This is a genomic window from Aeromicrobium sp. 10G20-16 (genome assembly GCF_055809665.1).
This window is the reverse complement of the sequence record NZ_CM147919.1, coordinates 1268562-1284586: the sequence shown is the minus strand read 5'-3', so window position 1 is coordinate 1284586 and position 16025 is coordinate 1268562. Positions and strand designations below refer to the sequence as shown.

Genomic DNA, 16025 nt, shown 5'->3' with positions numbered 1-16025 from the left:
CAGACATCAGTGGGAGAAACATGCGGATCCTGAACGACCGGGACGAGATCGCGGCGGCTGCCGGCGACGAGCTGGGCGTCAGCGAGTGGGTGGGCATCAGCCAGGAGCGGATCGACCTGTTCGCCGACGCCACCGGCGACCGCCAGTGGATCCACATCGATCCCGAGCGAGCGGCGGACGGTCCGTTCGGCAGCACCATCGCTCACGGCTACCTGACGCTGTCGATGCTCCCGGGCCTCGGGGCCCAGGTGTTCGCGTTCGCCGGCGACGTCGCGCGCGTGAACTACGGCCTGAACAAGGTGCGGTTCGTGACGCCTGTCGCCGTGGGCTCCAAGGTGCGGGTCCGCGTCCAGGTGCTCGACGTCAAGGATCTCGACCGTGGCCAGCAGGTCACGTTGCAGCACACCGTCGAGATCAAGGGCGAGGACAAGCCCGCGTGCGTGGCCGAGACGGTCACGCTGCTGATGTCGTCCTGACCGGGTCCTCCGCCCGGCCCGGCCGGCGTGCCACGATGAACCCGTGACCCCCACCGCTGACCAGATCCTGCGCGCACCCAAGGTCGCGCTCCACGAGCACCTCGACGGCGGTCTTCGCCCGGCGACGATCGCCGAGATCGCCGCCGAGATCGGCCACGAGCTGCCGGCCGAGGGTGCCGAGGCGCTCGGCGCGTGGTTCGAGGAGGCGTCGAGCTGGGTTCGCTGCCCCGCTACCTCGAGACGTTCGTGCACACGGTCGCGGTGATGCAGCGACCGGAGGACCTGAGCCGCGTCGCCCGCGAGGCGGTCGTCGACCTCGCCGTCGACGGCTGCGTGTACATCGAGCTGCGGTGGGCTCCCGAGCAGCACCTGGGGGCCGGGCTGTCGATGCGTGAGGCGGTCGAGGCCGTCCAGCGCGGCATCGAGGAGGGGCGGGCCGAGGTCGAAGGGCTGGGCCACCCGATCGTCGTGGGCCAGCTGCTGACCGCGATGCGTCACGCCATGCGTGGGCTCGAGGTCGCCGAGATCGCCGTCGAGTACCGCGACCGCGGTGTGGCCGGCTTCGACATCGCCGGTGCGGAGGACGGCTTCCCGCCGATCCTGCACCTGCAGGCGTTCGAGTACCTGCGCGAGAACAACGCGCACTTCACGATCCACGCCGGCGAGGCGTTCGGGTTGCCGTCGATCTGGCAGGCCATCCAGCGGTGTGGCGCCGAGCGCCTCGGCCACGGGGTGCGCATCGTCGACGACATCGACTTCGAGGCGCCGGGGGGACCGGTGCTCGGCGACCTCGCCGCGTACATCCGCGACTGCCGCATCCCGCTGGAGATGTGCCCCTCGTCGAACCTGCAGACCAACGCCGTGCACGGCATGACCTCGATCGCCGACCACCCCATCGGTCCGCTGAAGGACCTCGGCTTCCGGGTCACCGTCAACTGCGACAACCGGCTGATGAGCGGCACGTCGATGACCCGCGAGATGCAGCTGCTGGTCGACGCGTTCGGCTACGACCTCGGCGACCTGCAGTGGTTCACGATCAACGCCATGAAGAGCGCCTTCCTGCGGTTCGACGAGCGCCTCGCGATCATCAACGACGTGATCAAGCCCGGCTACGCGGCGCTCAGCGGCTGAGGAGTCGCCGCGCCTCGCGCGGCGACATCGGCTCGCACCCGTGCGCCACGGCGTCGGCCACGACGCGCGGCTCGTCGCGCAGCAGGCGCCACCCGCGGCGCAGCAGCACCCACGGCGGCTTGCGTCCCTCGCGCAGGTCGCGGGCCAGGCGCAGCAGGAAGGTGGCCACCCGATGACGACGCAGACAGATGGCGCGACTCAGGACGCCCGCCTCGCGGCAGCCGTCGACGATCACCGGCGCGAACAACCCCTCCGCGATGAAGGGGCCGGCGACGGTGATGCGGTGGGTGCCGGTGGCTCGGCTCGTGGCGAGGTCGTAGACCGGCACGTCGGCCGACCCGGTGGCGCACAGCGTGCGGATCGCCTCGATCGCCGCGGCTGCGTCCCACGACCGCGGATCGTCCCAGTCGACGATGCCCAGGCTCGAGCGCGGGAGGCCGGGGTCGTCGCCGTCGCGGTAGAAGTCGTCGAGCCGGAGCACCGGCCAGCCGAGGACCTGCGCGAGGTGGGACTTGCCCGCACCCGAGGGCCCGGCCACGATGACGACTCCCGGGGGCACGTCTCCAGCAGGTCCGACCACCGAACGAGAGTAGTGCTCGACCGGCAAGAGTTCACCCAACGGTCACCTGCTCGAGCGGCTCTGAGGTTGACTAACTCGCGGTGACACGGTGGTGTGGTCACGTTGATGTGGTTCGGGGGGTCCGGACCGAGAACATCGCCGTCCGGAAGGAACACCTGTGCCAGTCCTGCCCTCTCCCGTCGTCCGACGCCCGATCCTGAGGCGCGCCGCGGCCGTCCTCGTGGGCACCGCGATCGGCGCCACCGCTCTCGTCGCCTCGCCCGCCCAGGCCGCGGACGACGTCACGCTCAACCTGATCGGCATCAACGACTTCCACGGTCGCATCGACGCCAACACCGTGAAGTTCGCGGGCACCGTCGAGCAGATCCGCGCCGATGGCGGCTCCGAGAACTCGCTGCTGATCTCGGCCGGTGACAACGTCGGCGCCTCGCTGTTCGCCTCCTCGGTGCAGCAGGACATCCCGACCATCGACGTGCTGAACGCGCTGGCGCTCGACGCGTCGGCCGCGGGCAACCACGAGTTCGACAAGGGCGCCGACGACCTGACCGGTCGCCTCAGCGACGCGGCCGACTTCCCGTTCCTCGCCGCCAACGTGTTCGAGGCCGACGGCGACCGCCTGCTCGACCCGTACAAGATCTTCGACGTCAACGGCGTGTCCGTGGCCGTCGTCGGAGCGCTCACGCAGGAGACGCCCTCGCTGGTCAGTCCGTCGGGCATCGCCGGCCTGACCTTCACCGACCCCACCGACGCCATCAACGACGCCGTCGACGAGCTCGAGGCGCTGCCCACGCCGCCCGAGGTGATCGTCGCCTCCATCCACGAGGGAGCGCCCGACGGCACCCAGTCCTACGAGCAGAACCTCGTCCACAGCGCGGTGTTCACCAAGATCGCCGAGCAGACCGATCCCGAGGTCGACGCGATCTTCATGGGTCACACGCACCAGGCGTACACCTTCGACGCACCGATCCCCGGTGAGCCCGGACGCACCCGGCCGATCATCCAGACCGGCAGCTACGGCGCCAACGTCGGCAACATCCAGCTCACCGTCGATGCCGACACCGGCGACGTCCAGTCGTACACGCAGCGCAACGTCGCCCGCAGCACGGCCGACGACGGCACCCTGATTGCGGCGTTCTCGCGCGTCGCTCAGGTCAAGACGATCGTCGACGCCGCGCTCGCCTTCGCCGCGCAGAAGGGCAACCAGCCCGTGGCCGAGCAGACCGCGGACATCACCACGGCCTTCGCGGGCGGGGTGCGCGACGACCGCTCCAAGGAGTCGACGATCGGCAACCTGGTCGCCGACGCCCAGCTGGCGGGGGTCGCCGACACCCCGGCGGGTGCCGACCTCTCGGTCGTGAACCCCGGTGGCCTGCGAGCCGACCTGCTGTACGCGGGCACCGGTGGCACCAACACCGACGGCGTGGTCACCTTCGCCGAGGCCAACTCGGTGCTGCCGTTCACCAACAACCTCAGCTCGGTGTCCCTGACCGGCGCCCAGCTGAAGAAGGTCTTCGAGCAGCAGTGGCAGCGCGACGCCGCCGGCAACGTTCCCACGCGTCCGTACCTGCAGCTCGGCACCTCGAGCAACGTCGCCTACACGTTCGATCCCACGCGCGACGAGGGTGACCGCATCACCTCGCTGCGCGTCGACGGCGACGAGATCGACCCCGCCGCCACCTACAAGGTCGCGGTCCCGTCGTTCCTGGCCTCGGGCGGCGACAACTTCCGGGCCTTCACCGAGGGCACAGCGGTCGACACGGGCCTGCTCGACTACGAGGTCTGGATCGACCACCTCCGCGACAACAGCCCGGTCTCACCGGACTTCGCCCGCCACGCCGTGCAGGTCGAGGGCCTGCAGACCGGCTACACCGCCGGTGACGACGTCTCGTTCACGCTCCCGCAGCTGGACCTGACCTCGCTGGGCAGCCCGGCCAACACCAGCGTCGAGGCGTTCCTCGTCCAGGGCGACCAGGAGTCGTCGCTCGGCACCTTCGACGTCGCCGACGGTGCGGCCACCGTGAACGCCACGCTGCCCGCCGACGCGTCCGGTGCGGCCACCATCCAGATCGAGGCCGCTCCGTCCGGCACCACCGCGCTGCTGCCGATCGACATCGAGTCGGCCGGCGCGACGGCGAAGATCAAGGCGGTGGCGTTCCCGGTGATCCCGGAGGGTAGCCGCAACCTGGTCGGCGTCCGACTGACCGGATCGAAGGGGACCGCCTCCGGCACGGTGACGGTGTCCGAGGGTGACACGCGGCTCGGTTCCGGCACGCTGCGCCGAGGGGCAGCGATCGTCAGCGCCGACACGCGTGAGCTCGCGCCGGGCAAGCACACTCTTACGGTCAGCTACGCCGGTGACGACACGTACGCGCCGGTCAGCACCACGGTCACCGTGTACGTCTTCAAGCGCTTCGGATGGCTCCGATGAAGCGCCTCGGCGGAGTCCTCGTCGCTGCGGTCCTGACCGGGGGAGTCCTCGCGGCCGCCCCGGCGCAGGCCGCCCCGGCGGGCGACGGCCTGGTCATCAGCGAGGCCTACCTCAACGGTGGCAGCTCGGGAGCGACCTACCTGAACAAGTTCGTCGAGGTGCACAACCCCACGGACGAGGACGTCGACGTCTCGGGCTGGTCGGTGCAGTACCGCTCCTACAGCTCCACCGGCGACTTCAGCAGCGTGATCGATCTCGGTGAGCACCACATCCCGGCCGGACAGACGCTGCTGGTCAGCGGCAATGCCAACTCGTCCAACGGAGCCGCGCTGCCCACCCCGGACGTCTCGTCCTCGGTCGCGTTCTCGGGCAACAACAACGGCGGCACCCTGGCCCTGAGCCGCAGCACCGCCAAGCTCACCGGCGACCGGGCCTCCGTGCTGGCCGACGACGACCTGGTCGACCTGCTCGGGTACGGCGCCTCGGTGACGTACGAGGGCAGCGCTCCCGCGCCCCGCGCGTACTCGGTCACGTCGTCGCTGAACCGCACCGACGGTGTCGACACCGACGACAACGCGGCCGACTTCACCGGTGGCGACCCGTCGCCGCAGGCCTGCGGCGCAGCGTGCGAGGGCGGCATCGTCACGCCGCCCGAGCCGCCGGTCACGGCCACCATCGCCGAGATCCAGGGCACCGGCGACACCAGCCCGTTGGTCGACCGCACGGTCACCACGCGCGGCGTCGTCACCGCGGCGTACCCCACCGGTGGGTTCGACGGCGCGTACATCCAGACCGCCGGCACCGGGGGAGACCTCGGTGATCACCAGGCGTCCGACGGGATCTTCGTGTTCTCCCAGGCGCTGGCGGCAGGTGTGCAGATCGGTGACCTCGTCGAGGTCACCGGCACCGTGTCGGAGTACTTCGGACTCACCGAGATCACCCCGGCGGCAGACGGCTGGTCGGTGCTCGACGAGCCCGCCGAGGCGGTCAAGCCGGCGGTCGTGTCCTTCCCGATGGGCGAGGCCGAGCGCGAGAGCCTCGAGGGCATGCTGGTGAAGCCGGACAACGCCTTCACCATCACCAACAACTTCGCCACCAACACCTTCGGCGAGATCGGTCTCGCCTCCGGCGACACCGGGCTCCCGCAGCCCACCGACGTCGCTCGCCCGGGGTCGTCGGAGTACGACGCGGTGGTGGCCGAGAACGCGCGGCGTCTCGTCACCGTCGACGACGGCTCCAGCGCGGACTACACGCGGGCCGCCAAGGACGAGCCGGTCCCGTGGCTGACACCGGACAGCGAGGTGCGCGCCGGGGCGCCGGTCACGGTCGTGGATCCGATGGTGCTGGACTACCGGTTCAGCCTCTGGAAGCTGCAGCCCACCGAGCAGCTGCTCGCGGGCGCGGACGAGCCGATCACGATCGGCAGCACCCGCAAGGCCCAGCCCGAGGACGTGGGCGGAGACGTCAAGATCGCCTCGTTCAACGTGCTGAACTACTTCACCCTCACCGGTGAGCTGTTCGAGTCCAACAACCTCGGCACCTGCTCGTACTACACCGACCGCCTCGGCGAGCGGGTCACCGTCAACCGGTGCAACCCCGACGGACCGCGCGGAGCGGCCGACGCGGCCAACCTGGCGCGTCAGCAGGCCAAGATCGTCGCGGCCATCAACACGATCGGCGCCGACGTGGTGTCGCTGGAGGAGATCGAGAACTCGGCCGCCTTCGGCATGGATCGCGACACGGCGCTCAACACCCTGGTCGACGCGTTGAACGACGCGGCGGGCCGCACGGTGTGGGCCGCGGTGGCGTCGCCGTCGGCGGTCCCGGCGGTCGAGGACGTCATCCGCACGGCGTTCATCTACCGCGTGGGCACGGTCGACCCGATCGGTGACTCGGTCATCGACGACGACCCCGCCTTCTCGAACGCCCGGCAGCCGTTGGCGCAGGAGTTCCGTCCGGCCGGAGGTGACGAGGGCGACGACTTCGTGGTCATCGTCAACCACTTCAAGTCCAAGGGTTCCGGCAGTGGTGCAGACGCCGACCAGGGCGACGGACAGGGCGCGTCCAACGCCTCGCGCGTCGCCCAGGCCACCGAGCTGGTGTCGTTCGCAGGTGAGCAGCAGGCGGCTGCCGGCACCGACCGGTTGTTCCTGACCGGCGACTTCAACGCCTACAGCCAGGAGGACCCGATCAAGGTCCTGACCGACGCGGGCTTCGTCAACGTGCCGGCGCAGTTCACCGACAAGACCACGTACCAGTTCGGCGGCCTGCTCGGCTCGCTGGACCACGTGTTCGCCACGTCGGCCGCCGCCGACCGGGTCACGGGCGCGGACATCTGGGACATCAACGCCGACGAGTCGATCGGTCGCGAGTACAGCCGGTACCGCAACAACATCGTCGACCTGTACGCGCCGGGCCCGTTCCGGGCCAGCGACCACGACCCGGCCATCGTCGGCTTCGACGCCACGGCCGACAAGGACCCGCAGCTCGGGCCCACCCGCATCTCGGTGACCGGTCAGACCAAGCGCTCGATCAGTGTGTCGGTCACGGGTGGGGACTTCGCCGCCGACGGCGGCACGGTCCTCGTGCTGGATCGCTGGTTCCCGGTCGGGGTCGCCACCGTGCGCGACGGCACGGCCGAGGTCCGGTTGTTCGGTGGGGTGCGCCCCCACCGCACCCTGACGCTCATCTACAGCGGCGACCGCACGGTGCGCCCCGGCGTCGGGGTGTACCGCACGACGCGCTGACCCGCACCCAAGCCCCGCGAGTGGCGCAGTTCTGCGCGATTCTGGACCAGAATCGCGCAGAACTGCGCCACTCGCGGGTCACAGTGCGCCACTCGATGGCCCGGAGGTGGGACCTCAGAGGCCGAGGGCGGTGGCGAGGTCGGTCTTGATGGCCTCGAGCGTCGCCGCCGCCTCGCGCCGGGTCTCGTCCATCGAGCCGTCGACGGTGCGCACCACCTCGAGGTAGCACTTGAGCTTGGGCTCGGTGCCAGACGGTCGGCAGATGATCCGCGTGCTGCCCTCGAGGCCCAGCCGGATGCCATCGGTGGGCGGCAGGCCCTGGTAGCCGTCGGCGAGGTCGTCCACCGTCTCGACGGCAAGGCCGCCCAGCTCGGTCGGGGGAGATGTGCGCAGGGTCTGCATCGCCGTGGCGATGATCGACAGGTCGTCGACGCGCACCGACAGCTGGCCGGTGGCGTGCAGGCCGTGCTCGCGGTAGATGTCGTCGAGGCGGTCCAGGAGGGTGCGGCCGTCGGCCTTGAGGGCCGCTGCCATCTCGAGGACGGCCAGGATCGCGGTGACCCCGTCCTTGTCCCGAGCGATGTGCGGACTGACGCAGTAGCCCAGCGCCTCCTCGTAGCCGAACGCCAGATCGTCGATCTTGCCGATCCACTTGAAGCCGGTGAGCGTCTGCTTCCACGGCTGTCCGTGGGCGGCGGCCTGGCGGCCCATCAGGTCCGACGACACGATCGAGGCGGCGTACGTGCCGCCGACTCCGCGATGCAGCCAGAAGTCGGCCAGCAAGGCTCCCACCTGGTCGCCGGTCAGCATCCGGTAGGCCTCCCCGAGACCGACACCGTCGCGCACGCCCACGGCGCACCGATCGGCGTCCGGATCGTTGGCGACGATGATGTCGGCCGCCACCCCCGATGCCAGCTTGAGCGCCAGGTCCATCGCACCCGGTTCCTCCGGGTTGGGGAACGCCACGGTGGGGAAGTCGGGATCGGGGTCGCCCTGCTCGGCAACGGTGTGCAGGGCCGGGAAGCCGGCGCGGGCGACGACCTCGACGAGGGTGTCGCGGCCGACGCCGTGCATCGGGGTGTAGACCGCCACCAGATCGCGTGGGCCGTCCTCGACGATCGCGGCGGCCGCCGCGACGTAGGCCGCCGCGACGTCGTCGCCCAGCGTCACGAACTCGGTCGACCGGGGCATCTGGTCGACCCGCCCGACGGCGTCGATCGCCGCTGAGATGTCCGAGTCAGCCGGCGGGACGATCTGGCTGGAGTCGGCCAGGTAGACCTTGTAGCCGTTGTCCTCGGGCGGGTTGTGCGAGGCCGTGACCATCACGCCGGCGCTGCACCCGAGGTGGCGGATCGCGAAGGCCAGCACCGGGGTGGGCAGATGGGTGGGCAGCAGGTGGGCGGTGACGCCCAGGCCCTGCATGATCTCGGCGGTGTCGCGGGCGAACACGTCGGAGTTGTGGCGGGCGTCGTACCCGATCACCACCGACGGAGAAGCCTCGTGCTCGCGCAGGTAGGCGCCGAGCCCGGCGGCCGCCTGCGCGACGATCACCCGGTTCATGCGCTGCGGGCCGGCGCCCAGGGCGCCGCGCAGGCCGGCGGTGCCGAACTGCAGGCGGCCGGAGAAGCGGTCGGCCAGCTCGGTGGAGTCGCCCCCCTGCTCGACGCTGTCGATCAGGGCCTGCAGCTCGGCCCGGGTGACGGGGTCGGGATCCTGCGAGAGCCAGCTCTGGGCGCGCTCGATCAGCTGCTGGTGGTCCATGGCTTCACGATAGGGGGTTCAGGCGCGTGGGACTCACGCTGCGCTGGCGCTCGGGTGATCTCCTCGCTGGCGCTCGTCACACCCTCGCCTCGCGTCCGGGCGCCTTCGGCGCGTGGGACTCACGCTGCGCTGGCGCTCGGGTGATCTCCTCGCTGGCGCTCGTCACACCCTCGCCTCGCGTCCGGGCGCCTTCGGCGCGCGGGACTCACGCTGCGCTGGCGCTCGGGTGATCTCCTCGCTGGCGCTCGTCACACCCTCGGGATGACGTCGCTGAGCAGGGCGCCCATGCGCGCGGCGGCGGCCTTGCCGGCCTCGAGCACCTCTTCGTGGTTCAGCGGCTCGCCGGTCATGCCGGCGGCCGCGTTGGTGACCAGGGACAGCCCGAGGATCTCCAGGCCGGCCTCGCGGGCCGCGATCGCCTCCAGCGCCGTCGACATGCCGACGAGATCGCCACCGAGTGCGCGGATCATCCCGATCTCGGCCGGCGTCTCGTACTGCGGGCCGGTCAGCTGCATGTAGACGCCCTCGTCGAGGCTGGGGTCGACCTCGCGGCACAGGTCGCGCAGGCGCTGGGCGTACAGGTCGGTGAGGTCGATGAAGGTCGGCCCGACCAGCGGGGTCTGCATGGTCATGTTGATGTGGTCCTTGATCAGCACCGGCGTGCCCGGACTCCACGCGGGGTTGAGCCCACCGCAGCCGTTGGTGAGGACCAGCGTGGAGACGCCGGCGGCGGCAGCGGTGCGCACGCCGTGCACGACGGCGGCGACGCCCTTGCCCTCGTAGTAGTGGGTGCGTCCGAGGAACACCAGCACGCGCTCGTCGCCGACGCGCAGCGACCGCAACGTGCCGCCGTGTCCGGCGACGGACGGTGCGCTGAACCCGGGCAGATCGCCCAGCGGGATCTCGTGCTCGGGGGTGCCGAGGACGTCGGCGGCGGGCAGCCAGCCCGATCCCATGACGAGCGCGACGTCCCAGGTGGCGTCGGGCTGGCCGACGGCCGCGCGCAACGCGTCGGCGGCCTCGTGTGCTGCTGCAGTGGTGTCCACCCGCCGTACTCTACGGGCGCCGGAGTGCGGGAGACTGGTGCCGTGACCCACGTGACGATCATCGGCGGCGGACCCGGAGGATACGAGGCTGCGCTGGTCGCGGCGCGGCTCGGAGCGGAGGTCACGCTGGTCGAGCGTGACGGGGTGGGCGGCTCGACCGTGCTCACCGACTGCGTGCCCAGCAAGACGCTCATCGCCACGTCCGACCTGATGACCGACGTGGGGTCGTCGGCCGAGCTCGGCGTCGAGGTGCCGACCGCCGTCCGACCCGATCTCGACGCCGTGAACCAGCGAGTGCTCCGCCTGGCGCTCGCGCAGTCGGCCGACATCGCGCAGCGGCTCGAGACCAGCGGCGTGACGGTGCTGGTGGGGTCGGCGCGGATCGCCGACGCGTCGACCGTCGTGGCCACGCTCAGCGACGGTGAGGAACGCGTCATCGTCAGCGACGCCATCCTGGTCGCGACCGGCGCGCACCCGCGGGTCAGTGCCGACGCCCAGCCCGACGGAGAACGCATCCTCACCTGGGAGCAGGTGTACTCCCTCACCGACGTCCCCGAGCACATGATCGTGGTCGGATCTGGCGTCACCGGCGCGGAGTTCGCCAGCGCCTACAACGGCCTGGGCGCCCGGGTCACGCTGGTGTCCAGCCGGGACCAGGTGCTGCCCGGCGAGGACGCCGGCGCCGCCACCGTGATCGAGAACGTGTTCACCCGTCGTGGCATGACCGTGCTGGGCAACTCGCGGATGCAGTCGGTCGATCGCACCGGGGACGGCGTCGTCGTCACGTTGACCGACGGCCGGACCGTCGAGGGCTCGCACTGCCTGCTCGCGCTCGGCTCGATCCCGAACACCGAGGGCCTCGGCCTCGACGAGGTCGGCGTGCTGCTCGACGACCGTGGCTTCATCGAGGTCGACCGGGTCTCGCGCACGTCGGTGCGCAGCATCTACGCCGCCGGCGACTGCACGGGCGTGCTGATGCTCGCGTCGGTCGCAGCGCAGCAGGGCCGCATCGCGATCTCGCACCTGCTCGGTGACGCCGTGCGACCGCTCGACCTCGGCACGGTCTCGAGCAACGTGTTCACCTCGCCGGAGATCGCCACGGTGGGTGTCACCCAGACGCAGGTCGACGCCGGCGACGTCGTGGCCGAGGTCGCGATGCTTCCGCTGGGATCGAACCCGCGAGCCAAGATGCAGGGCGTGCACGACGGTTTCGTCAAGCTGTTCGCTCGACCGGGTGCCGGCACGATCATCGGGGGAGTGGTGGTCGCTCCGCGGGCCAGCGAGCTCATCCACGTGGTCTCCCTGGCGGTGTCGGCGTCGCTCACCGTCGACCAGGTGGCCAATGCCTTCACGGTGTATCCGTCGATGTCGGGATCGGTCGCCGAGGCCGCACGTCGCCTGCATCGCCACGGCCAACCCTGACGGCCGTTCTCGAAACCCCGGCGTTGCAGGAATGACACCGTTGTAGTTCTGGCGATCTTTGATTTTGTCTGGAAATGCAGCGAAGAATGTGATCCCATCAGGGGTAGCCAAACCCCAACAGTCACAACTGTCACACGCCATCTCGGGGTGACAGTGAGACCAGAACGGAACCTTCCCCATGGACTCGAGGCGCTCTGCCCTACGCTCCGACACCCTGCGCCGGCTGCTGCTGATCGCCGTGCCCGCCGCCGTGCTCATGGCCGTCGTGCCCGGCCCCGCCCAGGCGGCCGGATTCGACGTGGAGGGCCCGGCCCCGAAGGCGCCGAGCGCCTCGTCCGGCAGCACGGACCAGGCAGAGCCGTCCGAGCCGAAGTCCGCCGTCAAGACCACCGTCACGGCGACGAAGGTCCCCGCCGTCGCGGCGGCGGCGAAGAGCCCGGTCTCCGGTGACCCCGTGGTGGCCGAGATCGGCGAGACCGCCACCAAGAACTACCGGATGCTCGGTGTCGTCTGGTCTGCGAAGGACGCGCCCTCCGACGTCACGGTCGAGCTGCGCACGCGTTCGGGCGGCGTCTGGTCGGACTGGACCGACCTGGAGGTCGAGGACGTCGAGACCGGTGAGGGAGGCAATCCCGGCACCGAACCACTGTGGGTGGGCGAGGCCGACGGTGTCGCGGCCCGCGTCAGCAGCCCCTCCGGCACCCCGAAGGACATTCGCGTCACGACGATCGACCCGGGTGGCGACTCGTCGAGCACGTCGTCGGCCGCACCCGCCTCCTTCACCACTTCCACGACCGCCCAGGCCGGCGTGGCGCAGGCCACCACGGTGGCCGACGGCACCCCGTCGTACCCGAGCCGCCCGCCGATCATCCTCCGAGCCGCCTGGGGCGCCAGCGCTGGCACGTACTGCAACAGCCCGCAGTTCGGTTCCACGAGCATGGGCGTGGTCATGCACCACACCGCCGGGACCAACTCCTACACCAAGGCCCAGTCCGCCTCGATCGTGCGGGGGATCCAGGCGTACCACACCAAGAGCCGCGGCTGGTGCGACATCGGCTACAACTTCCTGGTCGACAAGTACGGCCAGATCTTCGAGGGACGCAAGGGCGGCATGGACCGCAACGTGCGCGCCGCCCACTCGGGCAACGACGCCGTGAACACCTACGCCATGGGCGTGTCGATGATGGGCAACCTGGACACCGCCCAGCCGTCGACGGCCATGAAGGAGGCCGTCGTCAAGCTCGTCGGCTGGCGCATGGGCAGCTTCTACCTGCCGGTCAAGGGCACGTACAAGGTCGGTGGGCTCACGCTCAACCGCATCGCCGGCCACCGCAACGTCGTCAGCACCGGCTGCCCCGGCAAGTACGGCTACGCATGGGTGACCGAGAAGGGCGGACTGCGCGACCGGGTGGCCGCGTACCTGTCGAAGGTCAACACCTCCATCCAGAAGCGCGCTGCGGCCCTCGGGTCGTCGTTCACCGGAGCGGTGCTGCTGGGCGAGAACCGGGCGTCCGACGGCTACAAGACGCGATTCGCCAACGTCGACATGTTCGTCAAGACCGGCGTCGGCACCTACTACGTCTCGGACACGTCCGGATTCCGGCGCGCCTACAGCCTGCTCAAGGCGCAGGCCTCGCCGCTGGGCTTCCCGAAGTCCGACACCCCGTCGAGCAGCAGCTCCACCACGGTGCAGCGGTTCGAGCACGGCTCGATGTACGCCGTGCCGGGCAAGAGCGTCTACGGCGTCTGGGGTCCCACCTACAGCCTGTACGTGTCGTTGAAGGAGGCGTCCGGCGTGCTCGGGAGCCCTCTCGGCACCGTGGGCGCAGCATCGGGCGGCGAGACCCGCACGAACTTCGAGGACGGCTACATCCTCGCGAACGTGTCCGCGAAGACCGCTCGCGCCTACGACTCCGACGGCAAGCTGATCGCCTCCACCGGCTCGGGGTCGAGCCCCTCGGTGCCGCCGGCGAAGCCCGGCACACCCTCGGTCACGGCGACGAGCAGCTCGGCGACGTGGACGTGGGCACCGGTGGCGGACGCGACGTCGTACCAGGCGTGCCTGGTCGAGGCGACCACGGATCGGTACTGCAAGAGCGTGACGACGGTCTCCGGGACATCGGTGACGATCTCGAACCTGAAGCCCACGAGCGGCACCGACTGGTACGTCAAGGTGCGGTCGCGCAACGGGTCCAAGGTGAGCCTGTGGTCCGGCTACCGGGGAGTGAACCTGGTGACGGAGGCCGCTCCGCCCCGCCCCGGCACGCCGTCGGTCAAGGCGTCGACCAGCTCGGCCACGTGGTCGTGGGCCCCGGTGTCGGGCGCGACGTCGTACCAGGCGTGCCTGGTCGGTGCTGCCTCGGCCCAGTACTGCAGCACCGTCAAGACCATCTCGGGCACGTCGGTGACCTTCACCGGCCTGAAGCCGACCGGCGGGACCGACTGGTTCGTCAAGGTCCGCTCGCGCAACGGCTCGAAGGTCAGCTCCTGGTCGTCCTACCGCGGGATGAATCTGGTGCCGTCCACCCCGCTGGCGACTCCGGGAACGCCGTCGGTCAAGCCGTCGAGCAGCTCGGCGACGTGGTCGTGGAAGGCGGTGTCGGGGGCGACGTCGTACCAGGCGTGCCTGGTGAGTGCGGCCTCGGCGAAGTACTGCACGAGCGTCACGTCGGTCTCCGGGACATCGGTGACGATCTCGAACCTGAAGCCCACCGGCGGCACCGACTGGTACGTCAAGGTGCGGGCGCGTGACGGCTCGAGATTCAGCTCGTGGTCGCCCTATCGGGCGATGAACCTGACCACCGCGAGCGGGGCGTCCACCACGACCCCGAACGGCTCGTCCTCGGTGACCGTGCCCAGCTCGAGGAAGGTGACGATCTCGGGACACGGCTACGGCCACGGGATCGGCATGAGCCAGTACGGCGCCGAGGGCGCAGCCCGGCAGGGTCTGAGCTACTCCAAGATCCTGTCGACGTACTACCCGGGCACGACGTTGACGACCAAGACCGGCACCATCCGGGTGCTGATCTCGGCCGACACCAGCGACGGCGTGCTGATCAAGGCCCAGTCGGGACTGAAGCTGCGTGACTCCGGTGGGCGCACCATCGTGCTCCCCACCTCGATCGGTGGCAAGGCGGTCGATCGCTGGGAGATCGTGCCGCTGTCGTCGGGCTCGTCGAAGTCGAAGCTGCAGTACCGCACGACGGGCAGCTACACGTCGTACCAGTACGAGGGCTCGACGCTGTCGTGGAGCGGTGACGCGTTCTTCTACGGGCCGTCGACCTCGACCATCAGCCTGATCCTGCCCAACGGCAGCACCATGAAGCTGCGCGGCCACGTGATGTCGGTCAAGCCGTCCTCGGGGTCGAGCAAGCGCGACACGGTCAACCGGTTGTCGCTGGACGACTACGTGCGTGGGGTCATCGCAGCGGAGATGCCCTCGAGCTGGTCCGCCGAGGCGTTGAAGGCCCAGGCCGTCGCCGCGCGCACCTACGGCGTGCGCGCCATCAGCTCCAGCCGGTACTACGACATCTGCAGCACCACGTCGTGCCAGGTCTACGGAGGCGCCTCGCGCGAGACCTCCAGCACCGACGCCGCGGTCAAGGCCACGGCCGGCAAGATCCTGACCTACCAGGGCTCTCCGGCGCTGACGCAGTTCTCCTCGTCGTCCGGCGGTGTGACCTCCGTGGGCAGCCAGCCGTACCTGAAGGCCGTCACCGACCCGTACGACGGCTGGAGCGGAAACCCGAACCACTCGTGGAAGATCACGGTGAACGCCTCGACGATCGAGAAGGCCTACTCCTCGATCGGCACCCTCAAGAAGCTCACCGTCACCAAGCGCTCGGGTGGCGGCGACTGGGGCGGCCGCGTCAGCTCGCTGGTGCTCACGGGATCGAAGAAGTCCGTGACGATCTCGGGCAACGACGCCCGGTGGGCCTTCGGCCTGCGGTCGAACTGGTTCGCCTTCTGACGCTGCGGTCGAAGGTGTGCCACCGGGTCTGAAATACTCGCTCCGTGACCGCCCTGCTGAAGTCCATCGCCCTCGCGGCGATCGCCAACGCGGTGTCCCTCGCGCTCGCTGCCTGGCTGTTCGAGTCGTTCACGATCAAGCTCGGCTGGTTCGTGTTCGCCGTGGTGCTGTTCACCACGCTCACCGTGACGCTGCGCGGCATCGTCCTGAGCATGGTCAGTCGGTTCACCCGCGCGTACACGATCGTCGGCGGCCTGGTCCTCACCTACGTCGCGCTGCTGATCAGCGATCGCGCGACTCCCGAGGGCGGCTTCTCGATCCACGGATGGGGCACCTGGTCGGGTGTCACGCTGATCGTGTGGGCGGCCGGGATCGCCTACGGCGAGGTCGACCACCAGGCGCCACCGGAGGTGCCGCCGGTCCGTCCCTGAGGACTCCGTCGCCGTCCTCGCGGCGTGTCCTCC

11 protein-coding genes are annotated in these 16025 nt (G+C 70.2%); 8 read left to right on the top strand and 3 right to left on the bottom strand.

The genetic code is table 11. The annotated features are described in order from the left end of the window. The first annotated feature begins 20 nt into the window (after positions 1-20). From AC0L5F_RS06460 to AC0L5F_RS06450, 3 genes are read left to right on the top strand one after another with little or no spacing between them, the layout of a single operon-like run. Entirely contained in the window at positions 21-476 is a 456-nt protein-coding gene (locus AC0L5F_RS06460; protein ID WP_473315799.1) for a MaoC family dehydratase, read from the top strand. Positions 477-519: 43 nt separating this feature from the next. Beyond that, positions 520-741, top strand: a complete 222-nt coding sequence (locus tag AC0L5F_RS06455) for a hypothetical protein (protein ID WP_473315798.1) — start codon at positions 520-522, stop codon at positions 739-741. Continuing rightward, positions 741-1607, top strand: a complete 867-nt coding sequence (locus AC0L5F_RS06450; protein WP_473315797.1) for an adenosine deaminase — start codon at positions 741-743, stop codon at positions 1605-1607. The genes AC0L5F_RS06455 and AC0L5F_RS06450 overlap by 1 nt, the downstream gene beginning before the upstream one ends. On the opposite strand, the gene AC0L5F_RS06445 is transcribed toward AC0L5F_RS06450, so the two are convergent. Beyond that, positions 1597-2187: a uridine kinase family protein gene (locus AC0L5F_RS06445; RefSeq protein ID WP_473315796.1), complete on the bottom strand. Its 591-nt coding sequence runs from the start codon at positions 2185-2187 to the stop codon at positions 1597-1599. The two genes, AC0L5F_RS06450 and AC0L5F_RS06445, sit on opposite strands and share 11 nt — an antisense overlap. Before the next feature lie 157 nt (positions 2188-2344). On the opposite strand from AC0L5F_RS06445, the gene AC0L5F_RS06440 reads away from it, so the two are divergent. Then, positions 2345-4615: a 5'-nucleotidase C-terminal domain-containing protein gene (locus AC0L5F_RS06440; RefSeq protein WP_473315795.1), complete on the top strand. Its 2271-nt coding sequence runs from the start codon at positions 2345-2347 to the stop codon at positions 4613-4615. Continuing rightward, entirely contained in the window at positions 4612-7362 is a 2751-nt protein-coding gene (locus AC0L5F_RS06435; protein ID WP_473315794.1) for an ExeM/NucH family extracellular endonuclease, read from the top strand. Before AC0L5F_RS06440 ends, AC0L5F_RS06435 begins: the two co-directional genes overlap by 4 nt. 114 nt (positions 7363-7476) lie before the next feature. On the opposite strand, the gene AC0L5F_RS06430 is transcribed toward AC0L5F_RS06435, so the two are convergent. Together AC0L5F_RS06430 and AC0L5F_RS06425 are read right to left on the bottom strand one after the other, a co-directional pair. Further along, the gene (locus AC0L5F_RS06430; RefSeq protein WP_473315793.1) at positions 7477-9123 is read right to left on the bottom strand and encodes a phospho-sugar mutase; all 1647 of its coding nucleotides are present in this window, start codon (positions 9121-9123) and stop codon (positions 7477-7479) included. A 248-nt stretch (positions 9124-9371) separates the two neighbouring features. Next, entirely contained in the window at positions 9372-10169 is a 798-nt protein-coding gene (locus AC0L5F_RS06425) for a purine-nucleoside phosphorylase (protein ID WP_473315792.1), read from the bottom strand. 42 nt (positions 10170-10211) lie between these two features. On the opposite strand from AC0L5F_RS06425, the gene AC0L5F_RS06420 reads away from it, so the two are divergent. From AC0L5F_RS06420 to AC0L5F_RS06410, 3 genes are all read left to right on the top strand, one after another. Then, positions 10212-11591: an NAD(P)H-quinone dehydrogenase gene (locus tag AC0L5F_RS06420; RefSeq protein WP_473315791.1), complete on the top strand. Its 1380-nt coding sequence runs from the start codon at positions 10212-10214 to the stop codon at positions 11589-11591. 178 nt (positions 11592-11769) lie between these two features. Continuing rightward, on the top strand, positions 11770-15561 hold the full coding sequence (locus AC0L5F_RS06415; RefSeq protein WP_473315790.1) for a SpoIID/LytB domain-containing protein: 3792 nt from the start codon (positions 11770-11772) through the stop codon (positions 15559-15561). Between the two features lie 44 nt (positions 15562-15605). Next, positions 15606-15992, top strand: a complete 387-nt coding sequence (locus AC0L5F_RS06410; protein ID WP_473315789.1) for a hypothetical protein — start codon at positions 15606-15608, stop codon at positions 15990-15992. The last annotated feature ends 33 nt before the right edge of the window (positions 15993-16025 follow it).

Bases quoted from the DNA above. Each gene is read 5' to 3' on its own strand.
- AC0L5F_RS06460 (WP_473315799.1), top strand. From the start codon at position 21: ATGCGGATCCTGAACGACCGGGACGAGATCGCGGCGGCTGCCGGCGAC.
- AC0L5F_RS06450 (WP_473315797.1), top strand. From the start codon at position 741: ATGCAGCGACCGGAGGACCTGAGCCGCGTCGCCCGCGAGGCGGTCGTC.
- AC0L5F_RS06435 (WP_473315794.1), top strand. From the start codon at position 4,612: ATGAAGCGCCTCGGCGGAGTCCTCGTCGCTGCGGTCCTGACCGGGGGA.
- AC0L5F_RS06430 (WP_473315793.1), bottom strand. From the start codon at position 9,123: ATGGACCACCAGCAGCTGATCGAGCGCGCCCAGAGCTGGCTCTCGCAG.
- AC0L5F_RS06415 (WP_473315790.1), top strand. From the start codon at position 11,770: ATGGACTCGAGGCGCTCTGCCCTACGCTCCGACACCCTGCGCCGGCTG.